The sequence below is a fragment of the Coralloluteibacterium thermophilum genome (genome assembly GCF_042654365.1).
GTDB lineage: Bacteria > Pseudomonadota > Gammaproteobacteria > Xanthomonadales > Xanthomonadaceae > Coralloluteibacterium > Coralloluteibacterium thermophilum.
Genome location: NZ_JBHSGG010000033.1, coordinates 61469 through 80966, shown reverse-complemented (window position 1 = coordinate 80966; position 19498 = coordinate 61469). Strand labels below are relative to the sequence as shown.

Annotated in this window: 17 protein-coding genes, 1 tRNA gene and 1 pseudogene; 8 read left to right on the top strand and 11 right to left on the bottom strand. The window is 72.9% G+C overall.

Annotated features, from left to right (window positions below; all coding sequences use genetic code 11):
- Positions 1–520: 520 nt before the first annotated feature.
- Positions 521–1189, bottom strand: a pseudogene (locus ACFO3Q_RS12000) (autotransporter outer membrane beta-barrel domain-containing protein); the annotation flags it as partial.
- Here ACFO3Q_RS12000 and ACFO3Q_RS11995 point away from each other — a divergent pair.
- Positions 1071–2360, top strand: a complete 1290-nt coding sequence (locus tag ACFO3Q_RS11995; protein ID WP_377005034.1) for a hypothetical protein — start codon at positions 1071–1073, stop codon at positions 2358–2360. The pseudogene ACFO3Q_RS12000 and the gene ACFO3Q_RS11995 sit on opposite strands and share 119 nt — an antisense overlap.
- A gap of 180 nt (positions 2361–2540) precedes the next feature.
- On the opposite strand, the gene ACFO3Q_RS11990 is transcribed toward ACFO3Q_RS11995, so the two are convergent.
- Positions 2541–2616, bottom strand: a tRNA-Ala gene (locus tag ACFO3Q_RS11990).
- A gap of 38 nt (positions 2617–2654) precedes the next feature.
- Positions 2655–3752 (bottom strand): ribonuclease D, encoded by a 1098-nt coding sequence (rnd, locus tag ACFO3Q_RS11985; RefSeq protein ID WP_377004958.1) that lies wholly within the window; start codon positions 3750–3752, stop codon positions 2655–2657.
- 247 nt (positions 3753–3999) lie between these two features.
- Here rnd and ACFO3Q_RS11980 point away from each other — a divergent pair, with 247 nt between their 5' ends.
- On the top strand, positions 4000–5850 hold the full coding sequence (locus ACFO3Q_RS11980; protein WP_377004957.1) for an SUMF1/EgtB/PvdO family nonheme iron enzyme: 1851 nt from the start codon (positions 4000–4002) through the stop codon (positions 5848–5850).
- A gap of 100 nt (positions 5851–5950) precedes the next feature.
- Here the strand turns inward: ACFO3Q_RS11980 and phaR are convergent, their stop codons facing one another.
- The 3 genes from phaR to gluQRS all read right to left on the bottom strand — a co-directional run bounded on the left by phaR (position 5951) and on the right by gluQRS (position 8271).
- Positions 5951–6445 (bottom strand): polyhydroxyalkanoate synthesis repressor PhaR, encoded by a 495-nt coding sequence (gene phaR, locus ACFO3Q_RS11975; protein WP_377004956.1) that lies wholly within the window; start codon positions 6443–6445, stop codon positions 5951–5953.
- An 86-nt stretch (positions 6446–6531) separates the two neighbouring features.
- Positions 6532–7272 carry an acetoacetyl-CoA reductase gene (gene phbB, locus ACFO3Q_RS11970; RefSeq protein WP_377004955.1) on the bottom strand — a complete coding sequence of 247 codons (741 nt, stop codon included), beginning with the start codon at positions 7270–7272 and terminating at the stop codon, positions 6532–6534.
- 75 nt (positions 7273–7347) lie between these two features.
- On the bottom strand, positions 7348–8271 hold the full coding sequence (gene gluQRS, locus ACFO3Q_RS11965) for a tRNA glutamyl-Q(34) synthetase GluQRS (RefSeq protein ID WP_377004954.1): 924 nt from the start codon (positions 8269–8271) through the stop codon (positions 7348–7350).
- A gap of 104 nt (positions 8272–8375) precedes the next feature.
- Here gluQRS and htpX point away from each other — a divergent pair, with 104 nt between their 5' ends.
- Positions 8376–9290, top strand: coding sequence for a protease HtpX (gene htpX / locus ACFO3Q_RS11960; protein WP_377004953.1), 915 nt, complete (start codon positions 8376–8378; stop codon positions 9288–9290).
- Positions 9291–9382: 92 nt separating this feature from the next.
- Here htpX and ACFO3Q_RS11955 read toward each other — a convergent pair whose 3' ends face one another.
- Both ACFO3Q_RS11955 and epmB read right to left on the bottom strand, forming a co-directional pair.
- Entirely contained in the window at positions 9383–11458 is a 2076-nt protein-coding gene (locus ACFO3Q_RS11955) for an EAL domain-containing response regulator (RefSeq protein WP_377004952.1), read from the bottom strand.
- A 108-nt stretch (positions 11459–11566) separates the two neighbouring features.
- Positions 11567–12622: an EF-P beta-lysylation protein EpmB gene (epmB, locus tag ACFO3Q_RS11950; protein ID WP_377004951.1), complete on the bottom strand. Its 1056-nt coding sequence runs from the start codon at positions 12620–12622 to the stop codon at positions 11567–11569.
- Between the two features lie 82 nt (positions 12623–12704).
- Here epmB and efp point away from each other — a divergent pair, with 82 nt between their 5' ends.
- The 5 genes from efp (at position 12705) to ACFO3Q_RS11925 (ending at position 16965) form a co-directional block, all read left to right on the top strand.
- Positions 12705–13271, top strand: a complete 567-nt coding sequence (gene efp, locus ACFO3Q_RS11945; protein WP_377004950.1) for an elongation factor P — start codon at positions 12705–12707, stop codon at positions 13269–13271.
- A gap of 136 nt (positions 13272–13407) precedes the next feature.
- Entirely contained in the window at positions 13408–14772 is a 1365-nt protein-coding gene (locus tag ACFO3Q_RS11940; RefSeq protein WP_377004949.1) for a TRZ/ATZ family hydrolase, read from the top strand.
- Complete coding sequence (ubiG, locus tag ACFO3Q_RS11935) at positions 14772–15515, top strand: bifunctional 2-polyprenyl-6-hydroxyphenol methylase/3-demethylubiquinol 3-O-methyltransferase UbiG (RefSeq protein WP_377005030.1); 744 nt, start codon at positions 14772–14774, stop codon at positions 15513–15515. The genes ACFO3Q_RS11940 and ubiG overlap by 1 nt, the downstream gene beginning before the upstream one ends.
- Entirely contained in the window at positions 15512–16189 is a 678-nt protein-coding gene (gene gph / locus ACFO3Q_RS11930; RefSeq protein WP_377004948.1) for a phosphoglycolate phosphatase, read from the top strand. The genes ubiG and gph overlap by 4 nt, the downstream gene beginning before the upstream one ends.
- Positions 16186–16965: an isoprenoid biosynthesis enzyme family protein gene (locus ACFO3Q_RS11925; RefSeq protein ID WP_377004947.1), complete on the top strand. Its 780-nt coding sequence runs from the start codon at positions 16186–16188 to the stop codon at positions 16963–16965. The genes gph and ACFO3Q_RS11925 overlap by 4 nt, the downstream gene beginning before the upstream one ends.
- Positions 16966–16978: 13 nt before the next feature.
- On the opposite strand, the gene ACFO3Q_RS11920 is transcribed toward ACFO3Q_RS11925, so the two are convergent.
- The 3 genes from ACFO3Q_RS11920 to yidD are packed head-to-tail and all read right to left on the bottom strand — an operon-like array spanning position 16979 to position 19445.
- A complete protein-coding gene (locus ACFO3Q_RS11920) occupies positions 16979–17827 on the bottom strand; it encodes a M23 family metallopeptidase (RefSeq protein WP_377004946.1) in 849 nt (282 codons plus the stop codon).
- Positions 17824–19155, bottom strand: coding sequence for a dihydroorotase (locus tag ACFO3Q_RS11915; protein ID WP_377004945.1), 1332 nt, complete (start codon positions 19153–19155; stop codon positions 17824–17826). The genes ACFO3Q_RS11920 and ACFO3Q_RS11915 overlap by 4 nt, the downstream gene beginning before the upstream one ends.
- Entirely contained in the window at positions 19143–19445 is a 303-nt protein-coding gene (gene yidD / locus ACFO3Q_RS11910) for a membrane protein insertion efficiency factor YidD (protein WP_377004944.1), read from the bottom strand. The genes ACFO3Q_RS11915 and yidD overlap by 13 nt, the downstream gene beginning before the upstream one ends.
- Positions 19446–19498: the final 53 nt, after the last annotated feature.

Here is a 19498-nt window from a genome sequence, read left to right as displayed (position 1 = left end):
CCGGCTCGCCGGGCGGGGGCGGCTCAGGCGGCTCCGGCTCGCCCGGCGGCGGTGGCTCAGGCGGTTCCGGCTCGCCCGGCGGAGGCGGTTCGGGCGGTTCCGGCTCGCCGGGCGGAGGCGGCTCGGGCGGCTCCGGCTCGCCCGGCGGAGGTGGCTCGGGCGGCTCCGGCTCGCCCGGCGGCGGTTCGGGCGGCTCCGGCACCGGCGGGGGCGGATCGATCGGCGGCGGCTCCGGCGGCGGCGGTTCGGGCGCGGGCGGTGGCTCGACCTCCGGCGGGGGAGGAAGGGGCGCCGGCAGGGTGGAGGGCGGCGATGGCGGAGCGGGCGCGGGCTCGGGAGGCGCGGGCGCGATGGGGGGCGCCGGCGCGGGCAGGGTGGCCGGAGGAACGGGCGGCAGGGGCGGGACGGGCGCCGGCAGCGTCGTCGGCGGCTGCGTCGGATCGGGCACGCTCGACCGGAGGAACCAGTCGTTGTCGTTGGCCTCGTCGGGTGCGACGCCGCCGCGGAACAGCGCGTACTCGTAGACCCCCGCGGCGAGCCGCTCGCCGAGCACGAACGCTTCGGCCGTCGTGAGTGCGCCTATCGCATCCACGACGCGGATGCCGTTGCCGGTGGTCATGGCGCCGGCGCCGTTCAGGTTGGTCACGTTGAGCGTCGTCAGTCCGGACGCGACCGGAACGTCGGTCGCAGCGGAGGCCCGCTGGATCACGAGCTGGTCGGAAGGCGAATCGTCGGCGCCGAGCACCGTCTGCAGGTTGAGGTGCCCGTTCCGGCCGACATAGTTTCCGTAGATCACGAAACGGTCGGTCGCTGCGGCCGGGCCGTTGGTGAGGTCGATGGTGCCCGCATTGGCGACGTTCGCGAGCGCGCCCGGGTTCCACGGCCGCACGGCGTGCGTGCCGCCGCCGGCGAGCACGGTGCTGGAACTGTCCACCGAGAGGGTGCCGGTCCCGGTGTCCGGGTCGCCCAGCGTCAGGCTGCTGTAGTTCTTGAAGGTGAGCTCGGAGCGGGCGTTGATCTCGACGCTCTCCCAGTAGGTGAGCTGGGCCACGTCGAGGCCGGTGGCCCCGTTGCGGCTGTTGTTCCAGATCAGGCGGTCGATGCCCGTGCCGCCGTCGACGGTCAGGCCCGGGGCGAGCTGGGTCGCGTCGAGCCCGGACAGCAGCGTGTTGTCGTCGCCCTCGCCCATGCGGACGCCGCTGACGATCCGGCCGCCCTGCCAGGCGAGGAAGTCGTTGCCGGCGCCCGCCTGCACGTCGGAGCTGATCGTGCCGCCGAAGATGAAGGCCAGGTCGTTGCCGTCGCCCAGGTTCACGGTGCAGCACATGGTCCCGCCGACCATGGCGAACAGGTCGTTGCCCGGGCCCAGGTCGACGCTGCCGTTGGTCTGGGCGCGGTTGACGAAGTTGTCGTTGCCCGCGCCGAGATTGACCGGGCCGTTGATGATGCCGCTGTTGTCGATCTCGTCGTGCGAGCCGCCGGTGCTGCTGATGCCGTTGATGACGCCGTTGGCGCGGTTGTGGACGACATTGTCGAGCCCGCTTGCGGCGTGGCCGTTGGCGAAGGACAGGCCCTGGTTGAACAGCCCGTCGTTGTCGACGGTGTTCGACGTCCCGGCGAGGGTGAGCTGGTTGATCGCCGCCCCGGTGCGGTTGACGACGGTGTTCGACTCGGTGGCGGTCAGCGTCACCGCGTTGTTGAGGACGCCGAAGTTGTCGACCCGGTTCCGTGCGCCCGACAGGATCGTGGTGTTGATCGAGCGCCCGCTCCGGACGAGGAGGTCGTTCCCGCCCGATCCCGAGACCGAGAGCGTCGTCCCGCCGAACGTGCCGTTCTGGTCGAACGAGAAGTCGCCGTTGTTGGTGACGGTGATGTTGCCGTTGATCTGCCCGTGGTTGTGGAACGTGAGAGAGGACAGTGCGTCGATGGTCATCGGGCCGTTGACCATCGCACCGGGCTCCACCGTGAGCAGCAGGTCCGGCCCGGGCGGAGGCGGGGGAACGATCTGCAGCCCGTCCTGGTCGGTGCCCGTGCAGGTCACCGTGCCGGGGTCGGTGCTCACGCACTCGGCGAGCGCGCGCTCGGCGGGCAGGAACAGCCAGAGTATGGTCGATGCGGCCAGGGTCTGGCGCAGGTACGGCCCGAGCGCCGGCTTCCCGCCGGATCCGGGTGCCCCGTCCGGAGTCTCGCCATCGTGCTCGGGGTGTCGCATGGCCAGCAGCCTCCGTGTCCGCCTTGGTCGGAGGAGTGGCCAGGTCGGGCCGTCCCGGCGGTCGTCCGCCGGTCCGGGAGCGCCGGCAGGACGTGCGCGATGCCGTCCTCCTGCCGCATGCCCGATGGTCGCGTCGCCCCGACGATGATTCAGATACCGCGCCGCGACGAAGTCGAGCAGGCGATGCGTGATCGGAGCGAGAACCCCGCGGGTGCCGGAGGCGCCGGCGCGGGATCGCGACCGGCTGCGGGTCGGCGGACTCGTCGGCCAGGAACGACGAAGGGCCGGACGTTCGCCGCCCGGCCCTTCGCTTTACGTCTGGAATGAGTGGTGGAGCGGAGGAGGATCGAACTCCCGACCTTCGCATTGCGAACGCGACGCTCTCCCAGCTGAGCTACCGCCCCACGAGGCGCGGAAGTATACGCAACGGATTTCCGCTCGCCTAGCCCGAGGGCGGCGTTTCGAGTAGAGGGGCGAGGGATGCCTCCAGGATCCCGCGTCGCCAGCCCTCCAGGGCGCCCCAGCCGTGCCCGTCCATGAGGGCCTGGAGGTGACGCCGCGAGGCCAGCAGGCCCTCGGGGATGTCCAGCGCCCGGGCCTGCGTCGCCACCGCCTCCTGCAGTGCCCGCAGGCGCGCCTTGTCGGTCTCGGCGGGCGCCTGCGCCAACGGGATGTCCGCCTCCGCCGCATCCACCGGGCGGTGGAGGAGGTCGAACAGCGCCCCACGGTCGCGCCGCGGCGCCTTCGGATGCGCATCGAGCACCGCGTTGAAGGCGCGCAGGTCGGCGGGCGGACGCCGGGCCAGGGTCAGCGCCAGCTCGCCGTCGAGGATCCAGTTCTTCGGTCGGTCCTGGCTGCGCGCGCGCGCCTCCCGCCATCGCAGCAGGCGGTAGAGACGGCGCTGGCCGTCCGGGTCCAGCATCTGCGCGCTGCGCACGGCGAGGTGCGGCCAGCGCTCCGGCTCGTCGCGCACCGCCTGGGCGACCATGCGCGCGCAGTCGGCCTCCAGCCAGTCGAGGCGGCCCAGGGCCTCCAGGCGGTCGCGCAGCGCGGCGTGCACGGCATGCAGGTGGAGGACATCGTCCGCGGCGTAGTCGAGCTGGGCGGGGCTGAGCGGGCGGCGCAGCCAGTCGGAGCGCGTCTCGCCCTTGGCCAGGACGGTCCCGGTCACGGCCTCGACCAGGCGCTGGTAGCTGAGCCCTGCGCCGAGGCCGGCAAGGGCGGCGGCGGTCTGGGTGTCGAACAGCGGCGAGGGCGGCGCGCCGCAGACGTGGGTGAGCACGTGCAGGTCCTCGCTCGGGCTGTGCATCAGCTTGAGCACGCCCGGGTCGGCCAGCCACGGCCCCAGGACGGCGGTCATGCCCTCGACCAGGGGATCGACGAGCAGCACCTCGCCCGGCACGGCCAACTGCACCAGGGCCAGTTGCGCATACCAGGTGCGCTCGCGGACGAACTCGGTATCCAGGGCGACCGGGCCGGCGCCGCGCCAGGCGGCGAGGCGGTCGGCGAGCATGCGGGGGGTGTCGATCCAGTGGTTCACGCGGTCTTCGTGCGGTTGCGGGGCTGCGCACCTTAGCCTAACGTCGCACCGCCGCGGGACCGGGACGCCCCGCGACGCCGCGCCCCCAACGACCCCGACGCCTATCAACGCTCGCTTCCAACGTCTCTGGCTGCCGTTCGTGCTGCTCCTCGCCGCCTGCGGGCGCGAGGAGGCACCGCGTGCGCCCACGGAACCCGCCACGGCCGCGACGGGGCGGCAGGCGACGCCCGCGGAACGCGACGACCCCGTGCCCACGGACCCCGTGGCGGCGGCGCAGCGCGCCTCGGCGCCCGCCCCGGAGCGCACCTGGGAACCCCGCGCGCTGGCGCTGGACGCCGAGGAGATCGAAGCCACGCTGGCGCGAGCCCGTGCCGCCGAGGAGGCGGGGGTGCTCGTCGAAGGCGATGCGCCGCCTGCCGATGCGGATGCCGGCATGGATGCGGCGGATGCGGCGGATGCGGATGTCGAGGCCGCGGCGGACGCCGCGGAGGCCGGGGCCGCCCCGGCCGAGGCCGAGGAGGCACCCGCGCTTCCCGCGCTGGATCTCTATCTGGCCGTGCTCCGCGCGGATCCGGAGAACGCCGCCGCGCGCGAGGCGGTCGAGGCGCTGGCCGGCAGGATCGTCGAGCGCGGACGGGAAGCGATCGCCGCGGGACGGCTGGCCGACGCGGCCTATGTCGCCGCCCTGCTGCGCGGGCTGCCGGCGGGCATCGCCGATGCCGAGCGCGAGGCCTACGCCGACGCGCTCGACGAGGCCAACGTGCTGGCGGGCGAGGTCGCCCGGGGCGAGGCATTGCGGCGGGAGGGCAGGGTGCTCGAACCGGCCGACGAGAACGCCGCGGCGGTCTTCCGCGCCGTGCTCGCGCAGGCGCCTGCGCATGTCGGCGCCCTGGCCGGCGTCGCCCGCATCCAGGATGCGCTGATCGCCGAGGCGGATGCTGCCGCGGCCGAAGGCGACTACGCCCTGGCCGAGCGCCGGCTCAGCGAGGCCGATGCCGTGCTGCCCGGGCAGCAGCGCGTGCAGGATGCGAGCGTTCGCATCGTCGAGGCGCGCCAGCGGCGCGCCGTGGTGCTGGCGGAGGAGATCGAGACGGCGCTCGCGGCCCTGGAGCTGGAGCGTGCGCAGGAACTGCTCGAGGCCTATGCGGCGGCGAGCACGCGCGCGGCGGGCGTCAACCGGCTGCGCGAGCGGATCGAGACTGCGCGCCGCTACGGCCACTTCGACGCCGGACAGGGCGTCCGCGACCCGCTCCAGATCGGCGGCAGCGGGCCCGAGCTGGTCGTGGTGCCCTGGGGCAGCTTCCGCATGGGCTCGTCGCGCAACGAGCCGGGCCACGACCCGAACGAGGCGCCGCAGCACACGGTCGAGTTCGCGCGCGGCTTCGCCGTGTCGGTCGCGCCCATCACCGTGGCCGAGTTCCGGCGCTTCAGCGAGGCGACCGGCTACATCGGCACGGCGCAGGCCCGTGGCGCCTCGGTGGTCTACAACGAGCGCAGCGGCAGCCTGGTCGAGCGGCGCGGCGTCGACTACCGGCACGACCATGCGGGCGCGCGCGCCGACCCGGACCTGCCGGTGGTGCACGTCTCCTGGCTGGACGCCTCGGCCTACGCCGACTGGCTGTCGCAGCAGACCGGCCAGCGCTACCGGCTGCCCAGCGAGGCGGAGTACGAATACATGCTCCGCGCGGGTTCCGATACGCGTTATCCCTGGGGCGACGCGCTGCCCGAGCGGGTGGTGGGCAACCTGCCCGGCGACGGCGACGAATCCCCCACCCGGCGCGGGTGGGGCAACGCCTTCCCGAACTACGCGGACGGCTTCTGGGGGCTGGCGCCGGTACGCAGCTTCGAGGCCAACGCCTTCGGGCTCTACGACATGGTCGGCAACGTCTCGGAATGGACCGAGGACTGCTGGCACGACAGCTACCGGCGGGCGCCGCGGGACGGCAGCGCGTGGGTGAATCCGGGCTGCGCACGGCGCGTGGTCCGCGGCACCTCCTGGGCGAGCTCGCCGGACGAGGCGCGCTCGGCCTATCGCATCGCTTCCCCGGCCGAGGCGACCAACGCCCGGCTCGGGTTCCGGGTGGTCCGGGAGATCTGAGCCGCGCTGCGGCGCGACACCTTGCGCGCTGCGGCAGCGGCAGGCGGCGGGGCACGAAAAAGGGCCCCGCAGGGCCCCTTTCCGGTTCCGCGGCAGGCGCTCAGCGGCCGCGCGGCTTGGTCTCGTCGCGGGGCTTGGTGCCCGGCGGCGTGTTCATCGTCCCGAGCAGGCCCTGCTGGAAGTTCTTCCACATGTCCATGTTCCGCTCGGTGAGCTGGTTGAGCATGCTCCACGGCGTCTGCCCGAGCATGGTGTTGAGCTGCGAGCGGAACTGCTGCTGCTGGTCCAGGAACAGCTGCATGCTGCGCTCCAGGTAGCTGCCCATGAAGCCCTGCAGCGAATCCCCGTAGAAGCGGATGATCTGGCTCAGCACCTGGGTGCTCAGCATCGGCTGGCCGTCCTGCTCGTGCTCGGCGATGATCTGCAGCAGGACGGGGCGGGTCAGGTCCTCGCCCGAGCGCGCATCCCGGACCTCGAACTCCTCGTTGTCCACGATGAGCTGGCGGACGTCCTCGAGCGTGATGTAGCTGGAGATCTCCGTGTCGTAGAGGCGACGGTTGGGGTACTTCTTGATGATGCGGGTCTTTGTTGCCATGCGGCAGACTCAGCGTTGCGGTGATGCTGCGCAGCATGGCGCAGCATTCCCCCCGTCGCAACCTGCCCCTTGGGGCAGGCGCCGCCTCACCAACCCATGTAATGTCCGCCGTTTGCGGAGAGGTTGGTGCCGGTGATCCAGCCGGCCTCGTCCGGTACGAAGAAGGCCACCGCGTAGGCGATCTCCTCGGGGTTGCCCAGGCGCCCGGTCGGGATCTGGGCGACGATCTTGGCCCGCACCTCCTCCGGTACCGCCATCACCATGTCGGTGGCGATGTAGCCGGGGGAGACCGTGTTGACGGTGATGCCGAAACGCGCGTTCTCCTGCGCCAGCGAGATGGTGAAGCCGTGCATGCCGGCCTTGGCCGCGGCGTAGTTGGCCTGCCCGTACTGGCCCTTCTGCCCGTTGATCGAGCTGATCTGCACGATCCTGCCCCAGCCGCGGGCGCGCATGCCCTCGATCACGGGGCGGGTGACGTTGAAGCAGGAATTGAGGTTGGTGTCGATGACCTCGCGCCACTGCGTCGCGGTCATGCGGTGGAAGGTGGTGTCGCGGGTGATGCCGGCGTTGTTGATGAGGATGTCGACCGGGCCGACGCGCGCCTCGATCTCGCGCACCATGGCCTCCGCCGACGCGGGGTCGGCCACGTCGCCCGGCACCAGCTCCACCTCGATGCCGGCGGCGCGCTGCGCGGCCTGCCAGGCTTCCGCGCGGGCACGGTCGCGGTAGTTGCTCACCACCCGGTGGCCCATGCCGGCCAGCTTGCGGCAGATGGCGGTGCCGATGCCGCCGGTGCCGCCGGTGACGAGTGCGACGCGTGACTCCATGGTGTTCCTCCCTGTGCGGCCGTCCGGGCCGGCCCTCGGTTTCTGCGCTGCCGGCGTCGCCGGCGGCCTGCGATCCTAGCGGCCTTTGGCGTCTCCGGGCGACCGCGTCGGCGTTTCCGGCGCCCTTGCCGCGGTCGCGGGGATGCGCCGCGGATCGAAGGCGGCACGCGCCGCGTCGAGGGTGCGCGCGACGCTCGTCGCGCCGGCGAGGGCCGCCGGGGGCTGGCCGAGGAAGGTCCACGCGGCGCGCAGCGCGGGCAGCGGGTCGGCGGCGTCCACCGGGAGCGCCGCCAGCGACTTGCCGAGCTTGCGCCCTGCCGCGTCCACCGCCAGCGGCAGGTGCGCGTAGCGCGGCGCGGGCAGCCCGAGCCGCTGCTGCAGGTGGATCTGGCGCGGCGTCGAGTCGAGCAGGTCCGCGCCGCGCACCACGTCGGTGATGCCCTGGGCGCCGTCGTCGACCACGACGGCCAGCTGGTAGGCCCAGTGGCCGTCCGCGCGCAGCAGCACCACGTCGCCGTCCTCGCGCAGGAGGTTGCGGGCGACGCGGCCCTGGATGGCGTCGTCGAAGGCGATCTCCGCGTCGGGGGCGCGCAGGCGGATCGCGCGTCGCCCGCGCGTGGCGTCCGCCACGCAGGCGCGGTGGATCCCGCCGGTGGCGGCGACCGCGCTGCGACTGCAGCCGCAGGCGAAGGCGTCGCCCTGGGCCTGCAGCCGCGCGAGCGCCTCGGCGTAGAGCGCATGGCGCTCGCTCTGCCGCACCACCGGCTCGTCCGGAACCAGGCCGAAGCCGGCGAGCGTGCGCAGCTGGAGCGCCGCGGCGCCCGGAACTTCCCGCGGCGGATCGAGGTCCTCGATGCGGACCAGCCAGGTGCCGCCGTGGTGCCGCGCGTGCAGCCAACTGCCGAGCGCCGCCACCAGCGACCCGAAGTGCAGCGGTCCGGTGGGGGAGGGCGCGAAGCGGCCGCGGTAGCGCCGCCCGGGTGCCGCGCTCGCGCTCATGCCGGTCTCCGAATCATGCGCGACATGATCTTGAATTCCTGGGACGGTCACCAATCTAATCGTAGGATTGTCCGCATCACGCTTCTTCAGGAGTTGTCATCGTCATGTTCAAACGCATCGCTCTCTTCCTTGCGACCAATCTGGCGGTGCTGGCCTTGCTCAGCATCGTCATGGCCGTTCTGCAGGGCGTGTTCGGTGTCAGCTTCGCCGGCAACAGCGGCCTGCTGCTCTTCGCCGCGCTGTTCGGCTTCGGCGGCGCCTTCATCTCGCTGGCGCTCTCGAAGTGGTCGGCCAAGCGCGCCACCGGCGCCCAGGTCATCACCGAGCCGCGCACCGAGGTCGAGCGCTGGCTGGTGGAGACGGTCCGCCGCCAGGCCGAGATGGCCGGCATCGGCATGCCCGAGGTCGCCATCTACGACGCACCGGAGATCAACGCCTTCGCCACCGGCATGAACCGCAACAACGCGCTGGTCGCGGTCTCCACCGGGCTGCTGCGCTCGATGAGCCGCGACGAGGCCGAGGCGGTGATGGCGCACGAGGTCAGCCACGTCGCCAACGGCGACATGGTGACCATGGCGCTGATCCAGGGCGTGCTCAACACCTTCGTCATCTTCCTCGCGCGCATCGTCGGCCGCGTCATCGACTCGGCGCTGAGCGGCAACCGCGACGGCGGCCCGAGCTTCTTCTACTTCATCATCGTGCTCGTGCTGGACATGATCTTCGGCCTGTTCGCCTCGATGATCGCGATGTGGTTCAGCCGCCACCGCGAGTTCCGCGCCGATGCCGGTGCGGCCCAGCTCGCCGGGCGCCACAAGATGATCGCCGCCCTCGAGCGGCTGGCGCAGAACCACGGCCAGAGCACGCTGCCGAACCAGATCCAGGCCTTCGGCATCTCGGGCGCGGTCAGCCACGGCATGAAGCGCCTGCTGATGAGCCACCCGCCGCTGGCGGAGCGCATCGCTGCGCTGAAGAACGCGCCGCTGGACACCGATGCGGTGCGCCAGGGCGTGATCAGCTGACGGCGGCGGCATACGCCGGAACGCGGAAGGGGCGGCTCCACGGGGCCGCCCCTTCTTCTTTTCCGCGCTGCGCCCGGGCCGTCGCCCCGCGCTCAGCCGAAGTCGTAGTTCATCACCGGCCCGGCCGGTGCGAGGAAGTGGCCTTCGACGTAGTCGATGCCGGTCGAGAACAGCGCCGCCATGCAGGCCGCGTCCTCGACGAACTCCGCCACGGCAAGCTTGCCCGCCTCATGCGCGCGGTCCGCGATCTCGCGGAGCTTGGCCTGGTTCTCGGCGTTCTTCGGCAGGTCCTGCACGAAGCTGCGGTCGATCTTGAGGAAGCCCGGGTCCAGGTGGTTGAGGAGGTGGAAGGAGTTCAGCCCCGCACCGAACTGCTCCAGGGCGAGCCCGCAGCCCAGCCCCTTCAGGCCGGCCTGGAAGTCCTGGGTCGCGCGCAGCGAGGTGAAGGCCTTGGCCTCGGGGATCTCGAAGACGAGCTGGCCGCCTTCCACGCCGTGCCGCGCGAGCGTCTCGCCGATGAAGGCGGGCAGCTTCGGGTCGTGGATCGACGCCTGCGTGACCTTCACGAACAGCGTCGGCCTGCGGTCGCGGCCCTTGAGTTCGGCCGCGGCGGCGATCGCATGCTCGATCACCCAGCGGTCGATCTGCTCCAGCAGGCCGTGCTCCTCCGCGATGCCGAGGAAGGTGCCGGGCTGGATCAGCTCGTTGCCGTGCGAGAGCAGGCGCAGCAGCACCTCGTAGTTCTCGCCCGGCTCGCCGGTCAGGCTGATGATCGGCTGGTAGTGCAGGACGAAGCCCTCCTCGACCAGCGCCTTGCGGAGGCGTTCCACCCAGGCGCGCACGCGCTCTTCCTCCGCGCGGTCGACCGCGCCCGGGTCGTAGATCTCGACGCGGTTGCCGCCGGCGGCCATGGCGCCCTGCACGGACTGGGTGGCCTTGGCGAGCACCTGCTGCACGGTCGCGATGCGTTCGCTGATCTGGACGCCGCCGACGCTGACGGTGAGGGTCAGCGAGCGGTTGCCGGCCTCGACGATGTGGCCTTCGAACGCGCTGCGGACCAGTTCCGCCAGCCGTGCGCTCTCGCTGTGGTCGCAGCGCGTGCACAGCACCGCGAAGCCGTGGTCGGTGAAGCGGGCGGCCACGTCCTGCTCGCGCAGCACCGTGCGCAGCCGCTCGGCCAGTGCCGCGAGCAGGGTGTCGGCGTGGGCGAGGCCGATGTCCGACAGGGCGGTGGCGTAGTGATCGGGCTCGACCAGCAGCAGCGCCTGGTCGCCGCGCCCCGCGGCCGCGGCCGCGACGGCGTCCTCGAGCACGGAGAGGAAGTGGCTGCGGTTGAACAGGTCGGTGACCTGGTCGCGCTGGCGCAGCGCATCGAGCTCGCGCGCCACGTCGGGGTCCACCGTCTGCTGGCGGAACACGATCTGCAGGCAGGACTCGCCCTCGTAGGTCGCCTGGGCGAACTCGATGATCGCGTCGAAGCTGCTGCCGTCGGCCCGCTGCGCGACCAGCTCGACGCTGCGCGGCGGGGTCTCGCCGCGCGAGAGCTGCTTGAGCAGCTGCTTGAATTCCTCGGCGTGCGAGGGGGCGATCGCGTCCAGCAGCGGCAGGCCCTCGATCTCCTCGAAGTCGACGTAGCCGAACATCTCGAGGTAGGCCTCGTTGGCGCGGATGTGCATGCCCTCGTGCACGTAGGCGATGGGGTCGCGCGAGGAGGCGATCAGCGCATCGCAGCGGCGCTCGCTCTCGCGCAGCGCGGCCTCCAGCCGGCGCACCGAGCGGCGCAGGACGAGGTCGTCGAAGGTCTGGCGCACCACCTGGAGCAACTGCTCCGGGTTGCCGCGCAGGGCCACGCTGCGGGCGCCGGCCCCGAGGGCGTCGATCAGGACCGTCTCGTCCAGCCGGTCCACGCTCGCGAGCACCGGCACGTCCTTGCCGCTGGCGTTGACCACCTGGACCACGCTCGCGAACGGGATCTGGACCGCGTCGCGGCACGCGAGCACGAGGTCGACGGGGAGTTCGTTGAGTTGCCGCGCCAGCTCCTCGACCGACTCCGGACGCATCGGGCGGACGGCGATGCCGCCGTTGCGCAGGAGGCTGATGAACTGTTCCGCATCCTCCAGCCTGTCCTCGACGAAGAGCAGGCGGATCACGGTGTCTGTCTGCGGCATGCCGGTTCCATTTGGGCTGCTGCCGGCGGGCGTGCCGGCGATGAGGGGAAGCTCGAATCGCGGGTCGCCGTTCTACACGATCGTTCCGGGCGCGGCCAGCGGGGCGCGTCAGAGCGGTCGCTTGCCCGGGTCGCCGGCGACCTCGCGGACCAGCCGCGGCACCAGGTAGCCGGGAAGCCGCGCGGCCAGCGCGCCGTGCAGGGCGCGGGCGCGCGCCTCCTCGACCTCGAAGTGCGCGGCGCCGGCGACGCGGTCCAGCTGGTGCAGGTAGTAGGGCAGGATCCCCGCCTCGAAGCCCCGGGTGGAGAGCGCGGCGAGGCTGTCGACGTCGTCGTTGACCCCGCGCAGCAGGACCGCCTGGTTGAGCACGACGCTCCCGGCCTCCCGCAGCCGCGCGACCGCGGCGGCGACGCCGGCATCGATCTCGTTGGCGTGGTTGGCGTGCAGCACCGTGACCGTCGGCCAGGGCAGGGCGCCCAGCCAGGCGCAGAACGCCTCGTCGATGCGCTCCGGCAGCACGACCGGCAGGCGCGTGTGCAGGCGCAGGCGCCGCAGGTGAGGGATGCCGGCCAGCGCCCCGGTCAGCTCCGCCAGCTTGTGCGTCGCCAGCGAAAGCGGGTCGCCGCCGGAGAGCAGCACTTCCTCGATGCTCGGGTCCGCGGCGATGTAGTCGATCGCCTCGCGCCAGCCGCCGGCCGCGGCCGTGTCGCTGGCGTAGTCGAAGTGGCGCCGGAAGCAGTAGCGGCAGTGCACGGCGCAGCTGCCGGTGGCCACCAGCAGTGCGCGTCCCGCGTACTTGTGGAGCACGCCGGTGGCGCTGCGCGCGGCGGCATCGCCCACGGCGTCGAAGGCGAAGCCGGGCACCACGCGTTCTTCGTCGATCACGGGGAGGACCTGCCGCAGCAGCGGATCGTCGGGGTCGCCGTGGCGCATCCGCGCGACGAAGCCGGCCGGCACGCGCAGCGGGAACTGCGCCGCCGCGGCGTCCGAGATCCGGTCGGCGAGCGCGGCCAGCCCCAGCTGGCGGAGGAGTTCGCGCGGGTCGCGCACCGCATCGCGCCAGAGCGCCTGCCAGCCGCCGCCCCGGGCCAGCGCCGGCACCGCGCCGCCGCCGTCCGCAGACGCGGAAGCGGGAGGGCAGACGCTGGGGTTCGCGGTTATCATGGGCAATTCTTTCTTCGGCTGGTCCTGCAGCCGCACAGTCTATCCGCCGCGGGCGGTCACAACCTTACGGAGCGAGTCACGCATGGCCAGTTACGGCATGAACGATGTCAAGAACGGGATGAAGATCCTGGTCAACAACGAGCCCTGCGTCATCACCGATACCGAGTACGTGAAGCCGGGCAAGGGCCAAGCCTTCACCCGCGTCAAGTACCGCAACATCAAGTCCGGCCGCGTGGTCGAGCTGACCATGAAGGCCACCGACTCGCTCGAGGCCGCCGACGTGGTCGACACCGACATGCAGTTCCTCTACTCGGACGGCGAGTTCTGGCACTTCATGAACCCCGAGAGCTTCGAGCAGGTGCAGGCCGACGAGGCCGGCGTCGGCGACGCGAAGAAGTGGCTCAAGGGCGAGGAGGACTGCGTGGTGACCCTCTGGAACGGCACCCCGATCACCGTGCAGCCGCCGAACTTCGTCGAGCTCAAGATCGTCGAGACCGACCCCGGCGTCCGCGGCGACACCTCGGGCGGCGGCGGCAAGCCGGCCAAGCTCGAGACCGGCGCCGTCGTGCGCGTGCCCCTGTTCGTCGGCCAGGACGAGGTGATCCGGGTCGATACCCGCAGCGGCGAGTACGTCAGCCGCGTGAAGTGATCCCCGCGCTCCGCGGCCCCGTCCGCGGAGCCGCCTGTCCGGCCGAGCCGGCCGGCAGGCCGCAGCAGCACCGTCCGGCGCCGGCGCCCGCCGCCCGGCGGTCGTACCGGCAGCCAGCCACCAGACGAGGCACACGATGAGCCACCCCGCCGCACCGCCCGAGACCTGCGACCTGCTGATCGAGGCGGGCTGGGTGGTCCCGGTCGAACCGCACGCCGTCGTGCTGGAAGACCACGCGGTGGCCGTGCGCGACGGCGCCATACTCGCGGTGCTGCCCGTCGCCGAGGCGAGGCAGCGCTACGCGCCGGCCGAGCGGGTCTCGCGGCCGGGCTCCGCGCTTGTCCCTGGCCTGGTCAACGCCCACGTCCACAATCCGATGACCCTGCTGCGCGGGGTCGCCGACGACCTGCCGCTGATGGTGTGGCTCAAGGAGCACATCTGGCCGGTGGAAGGGCAGGTGATCGGGCCGGAGTTCGTCGGCGACGGCATCGCGATCGCCATCGCCGAGATGCTGCGCGGCGGCACCACCTGCTGCAACGAGAACTACTTCTTCCCCGACGTCGCCGCGGCGACCTATGCGCGCCACGGCTTCCGCGCGGTCGTCGGCCTGCCCGTGATCGACTTCCCCACGGCCTGGGCCGCATCGCAGGACGAGTACTTCGCCAAGGCGCTGGAGGTGCACGACAACGTGCGCGCCGACGCGCTGGTCGATACCGCCTTCGTGCCGCACGCGCCGTACAGCGTCGCCGATTCGGCCTTCGAGCGGATCCGCGTGCTGGCCGACCAGCTCGACATCCAGATCCACCTGCACGTGCACGAGACCGCGACCGAGGTCGCCGACGCGCTCGCCCGCCACGGCAGCCGCGAGATCGCGCGGCTCGACCGCCTCGGGGTCTATACCGACCGCCTGATCGCCGTGCACATGACCCAGCTCACCGACGCGGAGATCGCGCTCACCGCCGAGCGCGGGGTGTCGGTGGTGCACTGCCCGGAATCCAACCTCAAGCTCGCCTCGGGCTTCTGCCCGGTCGAGGCGCTGCGCCGCGCCGGGGTGAACCTGGCGCTCGGCACCGACGGCCCTGCGAGCAACAACGACCTCGACATGTTCGGGGAGATGCGCACCGCCGCCCTGCTGGCGAAGGCCGTGGCGGGCGATGCGGCCGCGCTGGACGCGGCGACCACCCTGCGCATGGCGACCCTGGGCGGCGCGCGCGCGATGGGGCTGGACGCCCGCATCGGCTCGATCGAGCCGGGCAAGCGCGCCGACCTCGCCCTGGTGCGCATGGACACCATCGAGACCATGCCGCTCTACAACGTCGTCTCGCAGCTGGTCTACGCGACCGGGCGCCACCAGGTCAGCGACGTGTGGGTGGACGGCCGGCGCCGGCTCGAGGACGGCCGCCTCACCGACATGGACACGGCGGCGCTGCTGGCCTCGGCGTGGGAATGGGGCGCACGCATCGCCGGCATCCGCCGCGGCGCCGGCACGGAGACGGCATGATGGAGACCCGACAGGCACCCCTGCCGGCCCTGCGCAACGCGGACCAGGCCGAACTCGACCGTTTCGCCGAACTCGCCAGCCGCTGGTGGGATCCCGAGGGGCCGCAGCAGCCGCTGCACGTGCTCAATCCGCTGCGGCTGGACTACATCCGCGCGCAGGCGCCGGTCGAGGGCAGGGCGGTGCTCGACGTCGGTTGCGGCGGCGGCCTGCTCTCCGAGGCGCTGGCGCGTGCCGGTGCGCGCGTCACCGCGCTCGACCTCGCCCCCGAACTGATCGACGTCGCCCGCCTGCACCTGCTGGAGGCGCGCCAGACGCAGCCGGACCTGCAGGTCGAGTACCTGCTGACCTCGGTGGAACAGCTGGCCGAGGAGCGCCCGGGCACCTTCGACGTCGTCTGCTGCATGGAGATGATCGAGCACGTGCCCGATCCCGGGTCGGTCGTCGCCGCCTGCGCGCGCCTGCTGCGGCCGGGCGGGACGCTGGTGATGTCCACCATCAACCGCACGCCCGCGGCCTTCGCCCTCGCCATCGTGGGCGCCGAGTACGTCGCGCGGCTGCTGCCGCGCGGCACCCACCGCTACGCGCAGTTCGTCCGCCCGAGCGAGCTGGCGGCCTGGATCCGCGCCGCGGGCCTGCAGGCCGACGACGTTACCGGCGTGCTCTACGACCCGGTGCGTCGCCGTGCCTCGCTGTCCTCGCTGACCGCGGTCAACTACATGGCGGCCGCGCACAGGCCGGCATGAGCCCGCGCATCGCACCGCTGGTGCTGTTCGATCTCGACGGCACCCTGCTCGACACCGCGCCCGACCTGGCCGCGGCGGTGAACCGGGTGCTCGCCGACCTGGGGCGACCGGCGGTGCCCGAGTCGCTGCTGCGCCCGCGGGTCTCCAAGGGCGGCCGCGCACTGCTCGCGACGGCGCTTCCGGACCTGGACGAGGCCGCGCGCGACGCGCTGATTCCCCCCTTCCTGGCCCACTACGCCGCCGACATCGCGTCGGGCACCCGGCCGTATCCGGGCATGGAGGCGGCGCTGGCGCGCATCGACAGGGCCGGCAGTCGCTGGGGCATCGTGACCAACAAGCCCGAGGGACTGGCGCGCGCCCTCGTCGCGCGCATCGGCTGGAGCGCCCGCTGCGCGGTCCTGGTCGGCGGCGACACGCTGCCGGTGCGCAAGCCCGATCCTGCGCCGCTCCTGCATGCGGCGCGGCTCGCCGGCGCGGCGCCGGGCGACTGCGTCTACGTCGGCGACGACGCGCGCGACGTCCTGGCCGCACGCGCCGCGGGCATGCCTTCGGTGGCCGCGCTGTGGGGCTACCGCGACGCCGACGAGGACCCGGTCCTGTGGCAGGCCGACCGCTACGCGCAGGACCCGTTCGCGCTCGACGACGCGCTGCTCGCGGCGGCGGTGCCGGCGTGAGCGCCGCAGGCGAGCAGGCCTTCGCGGGCTTCGTGGCGAAGTGGCACGCGCGCGAGCCCGAGATGCGCGTGGGCGAGGTGTTCTGCCCGCCGCCGCAGCGCACCGTCTTCCGCGCCTGGGGCGCGCTCCAGCACGAACTGCGTGAGGCGGTCTTCGAACTCAGCGACCCCAACGTCGCCATGGCCAAGAGCGGCTGGTGGGCCGAGGAGCTGCTCGCGCTGGCGCAGGCGCGCCCACGCCATCCGGTCACCCAGGCCCTGGCCGAGGCGGGCGGGGTGCCGTGGGCGCCGCTGGCCGGCGCGCTGATCGAGACCGTGCAGGTCGATGCGCGTCCTGCCGGGCGCGAGGCCGCGTTCGCCGACGTGCAGGCGCTCGCCGCGGCGCTGGCGGATGCCGAGGCCGTCCTGTTCGGCGGCGCTGCCGCGGACGCGGACGCACGCGATGCGGTCGCCACACACCTTCTGGCGCAGCGCCTGCTGGTGGGCGTCGGCAGCGAGGACCGCGGGCGGATCCCGATGCATCTGCAGGCGCGCCACGGCCTCACCGGCGCGCAGCTGGCGGAGGAGGGCGGGGCGCCCGCGCGCCGCGACTGGGCCGGAGAGCTGATCGAGGCCCTGCCTGCACGCCTGCCGCAGGCGCCGCTCTACCGCAGGCTGCGCGCCGCGGCGGATCGCGGCCGCCTGCGCCGTGCGGCTGCCGGGCGCGCGGATGCGCCGGCGCACCCGCTGGCGGCCCTGCTGCGCAGCTGGCGCGCCGCGCGCGCCGGGGCGCGCTGAGGCGGCCGGCGGCTCAGTTCCCGGTCCGCTCCAGGACCAGCAGCGGATCGACGCGCACGTCGAACCAGTTCATGCCCCAGTGCAGGTGCGGCCCGGTGGCCCGCCCGGTCGCGCCGACCGCGCCGAAGACCTGCCCCTGCTCGACCCGGTCGCCCATGGCGACGTCGATGCGCGAGAGGTGCAGGAAGTTGGAGCTCACGCCGAAGCCGTGGTCGATGACCACGGTGCCGCCGGTGAGGTAGAGGTCGGGGTCGGCGAAGGTGACGATGCCCGCCGCCGGCGCCTTCACCGGGGTGCCGGTGGGCGCTGCGATGTCCATTCCCGAGTGCGGCGAGCCCGGCCTGCCGTTGTAGACGCGCTGGTTGCCGAAGCGCCCGCTGATCCGGCCTTCCACCGGCCAGATGAAGGGCCGCGCGAAGTCGGTGCGGTCGTCGTCGCGCGTGCGCGCCGCGGCGACGCGTGCCTGCTCGCGGCGGATCCGCTCGGCGATGGCCGGCGGCGGCTCGACCGTCGCCGGCGGCACGCCGTCCACCCGCTGCACGGGCCAGTCGCGGGGCGCGATGGCGATGCGCACGGTCTCGCTCGTGCCTGTGGGCGGCGTCACGCGGACCTCCACGTGCCCGCTGGCGTCGCGACCGATCCCGAACACCACCGTGCCCCAGGGGCTGACGCGGAGGCTCCGCCCGGCGTGCTCGACGCGGCTGCCCTGGGGCACGCGGCCGAACACCAGCGCGCCCTGCGAGGCCGTCGCGGGGAAGGTGACCGCCCCGGTCCGTGCCGCCGCCTCGGCCCGCGCGGGCGCCACGGGCGCCGCGGCCGTGCCGGCGAGGGCCAGCGCGCAGATCAGCAGCAGCCGGCTCATCGCGCGAAGGTCAGCCGCTGCCCGCGCGGCGCCCCCACCAGGCCGCTGCCGTCCCAGGCCAGCTCGCCGTTGACGAAGGTCGCGGCGACGCGCGAGCGGAAGGTGGTGCCCTCGAAGGGCGACCAGCCGCACTTGGAGAGCACGTCCTCGCGGCGCACGGTGAAGGGGTCGTCCTGGCGCACCAGCACGAGGTCGGCCCAGTAGCCCTCGCGCAGGAAGCCGCGCTCGGCCACGTCGAACAGGAGCGCCGGCGCATGCGCGAACTTGTGCACCACGCGCGCCACGTCGAAGCGTCCGGCATGCACGTGCTCCAGCGCCGAGACCAGGGCGTACTGCACCAGCGGCAGCCCGGACGGCGCGCGCGTGTAGGGGTTCTGCTTCTCGTCCCAGGTGTGCGGCGCGTGGTCGGTGGCGAGCACGTCGATCACGTCCTCCGCCACCGCGCGGATGAGCGCCTCGCGGTCGGCCTCGTCCTTGATCGCCGGGTTGCACTTGATCTGGTGGCCCAGGCGCGCGTAGTCCGGCCGCGCGAAGTGCAGGAAGTGCACGCAGGTCTCGGCGGTGATGCGCTTGCCCTCGATGGGCCCTGCCTCGAACAGCCGCAGCTCGTCCGCCGTGGAGATGTGCAGCACGTGCAGGCGGGTGCCGTGCCGGCGCGCCAGGGCGATGGCCAGTTCCGTCGACTTCAGGCAGGCCTCGCGCGAACGGATGTCGGGATGGCACTCGGGCGGGATGTCCTCCCCGTAGCGGGCCACGTACTCCGCCTGCAGGGCGTCGATGGTCGGCGTGTCCTCGCAGTGGGTGATGATCGGGGTCGGCGCCTCGCGGAAGATGCCGTCGAGCACCTCCGGGTCGTCCACCAGCATGTTGCCGGTGGATGCGCCCATGAACACCTTGATGCCCGGCGCGGTCTTCGGGTCGAGCGTGCGGACCGCGTCGAGGTTGTCGTTGCTCGCGCCGAGGTAGAAGCCGTAGTTGCCCCAGGCGCGGCCGGCCGCCATGGCGTACTTGTCCGCCAGCGCCTGCGCGTCGAGGGTCGGCGGGCGCGTGTTCGGCATGTCCATGAAGCTGGTCAGGCCGCCGGCCACGGCCGCCGCGGACTCGCTGGCGATGTCGCCCTTGGCGGTGAGGCCCGGCTCGCGGAAGTGCACCTGGTCGTCGATCATGCCGGGCAGCAGCCAGGCGCCGGCCGCGTCCGTCACGGTCTCGCCCTCGCGCGCGGACAGGCCGCTGCCGATGGCCTCGATGCGCCCGTCGCGGATGCGCAGGTCGCCCTCGAACTCGCGCCCCTCGTTGACCAGCCGGGCGTTGACGATCAGTCGCTGCATGCGCACTTCCTTCTTTCTTCTCTGGGGGCGGCGCGGTCGCGTTCGCCGGGGGTGTCGAGGTCGGGGTAGCGGGATTCGGTGCCCGGCACCGGGTCGAAGCCGCCCGGGTGCAGCGGGTGGCAGCGCGCCAGCCGTCTTGCCGCGAGCGCGACGCCGCGTACCGCACCATGCGTCTCGATCGCCTCGCGGGCGTAGTCGGAGCAGCTGGGATAGAACCGGCAGCGGGTGCCGAGCAGAGGACTGATCAGCAGTTTGTAGCCGCGCAGGAAGACGACGAGGAGGGACTTCACGGGAACACGCGGAAGCGCGGGCAAGACTCGGCGGAAAGCGGTTGCCGCTGCGG

Bases quoted from the DNA above. Each gene is read 5' to 3' on its own strand.
- phaR (WP_377004956.1), bottom strand. From the start codon at position 6,445: ATGGCAACAAAGACCCGCATCATCAAGAAGTACCCCAACCGTCGCCTC.
- phbB (WP_377004955.1), bottom strand. From the start codon at position 7,272: ATGGAGTCACGCGTCGCACTCGTCACCGGCGGCACCGGCGGCATCGGC.
- gluQRS (WP_377004954.1), bottom strand. From the start codon at position 8,271: ATGAGCGCGAGCGCGGCACCCGGGCGGCGCTACCGCGGCCGCTTCGCG.
- htpX (WP_377004953.1), top strand. From the start codon at position 8,376: ATGTTCAAACGCATCGCTCTCTTCCTTGCGACCAATCTGGCGGTGCTG.
- ACFO3Q_RS11955 (WP_377004952.1), bottom strand. From the start codon at position 11,458: ATGCCGCAGACAGACACCGTGATCCGCCTGCTCTTCGTCGAGGACAGG.
- epmB (WP_377004951.1), bottom strand. From the start codon at position 12,622: ATGATAACCGCGAACCCCAGCGTCTGCCCTCCCGCTTCCGCGTCTGCG.
- efp (WP_377004950.1), top strand. From the start codon at position 12,705: ATGGCCAGTTACGGCATGAACGATGTCAAGAACGGGATGAAGATCCTG.
- ACFO3Q_RS11940 (WP_377004949.1), top strand. From the start codon at position 13,408: ATGAGCCACCCCGCCGCACCGCCCGAGACCTGCGACCTGCTGATCGAG.
- ubiG (WP_377005030.1), top strand. From the start codon at position 14,772: ATGGAGACCCGACAGGCACCCCTGCCGGCCCTGCGCAACGCGGACCAG.
- gph (WP_377004948.1), top strand. From the start codon at position 15,512: ATGAGCCCGCGCATCGCACCGCTGGTGCTGTTCGATCTCGACGGCACC.
- ACFO3Q_RS11920 (WP_377004946.1), bottom strand. From the start codon at position 17,827: ATGAGCCGGCTGCTGCTGATCTGCGCGCTGGCCCTCGCCGGCACGGCC.
- ACFO3Q_RS11915 (WP_377004945.1), bottom strand. From the start codon at position 19,155: ATGCAGCGACTGATCGTCAACGCCCGGCTGGTCAACGAGGGGCGCGAG.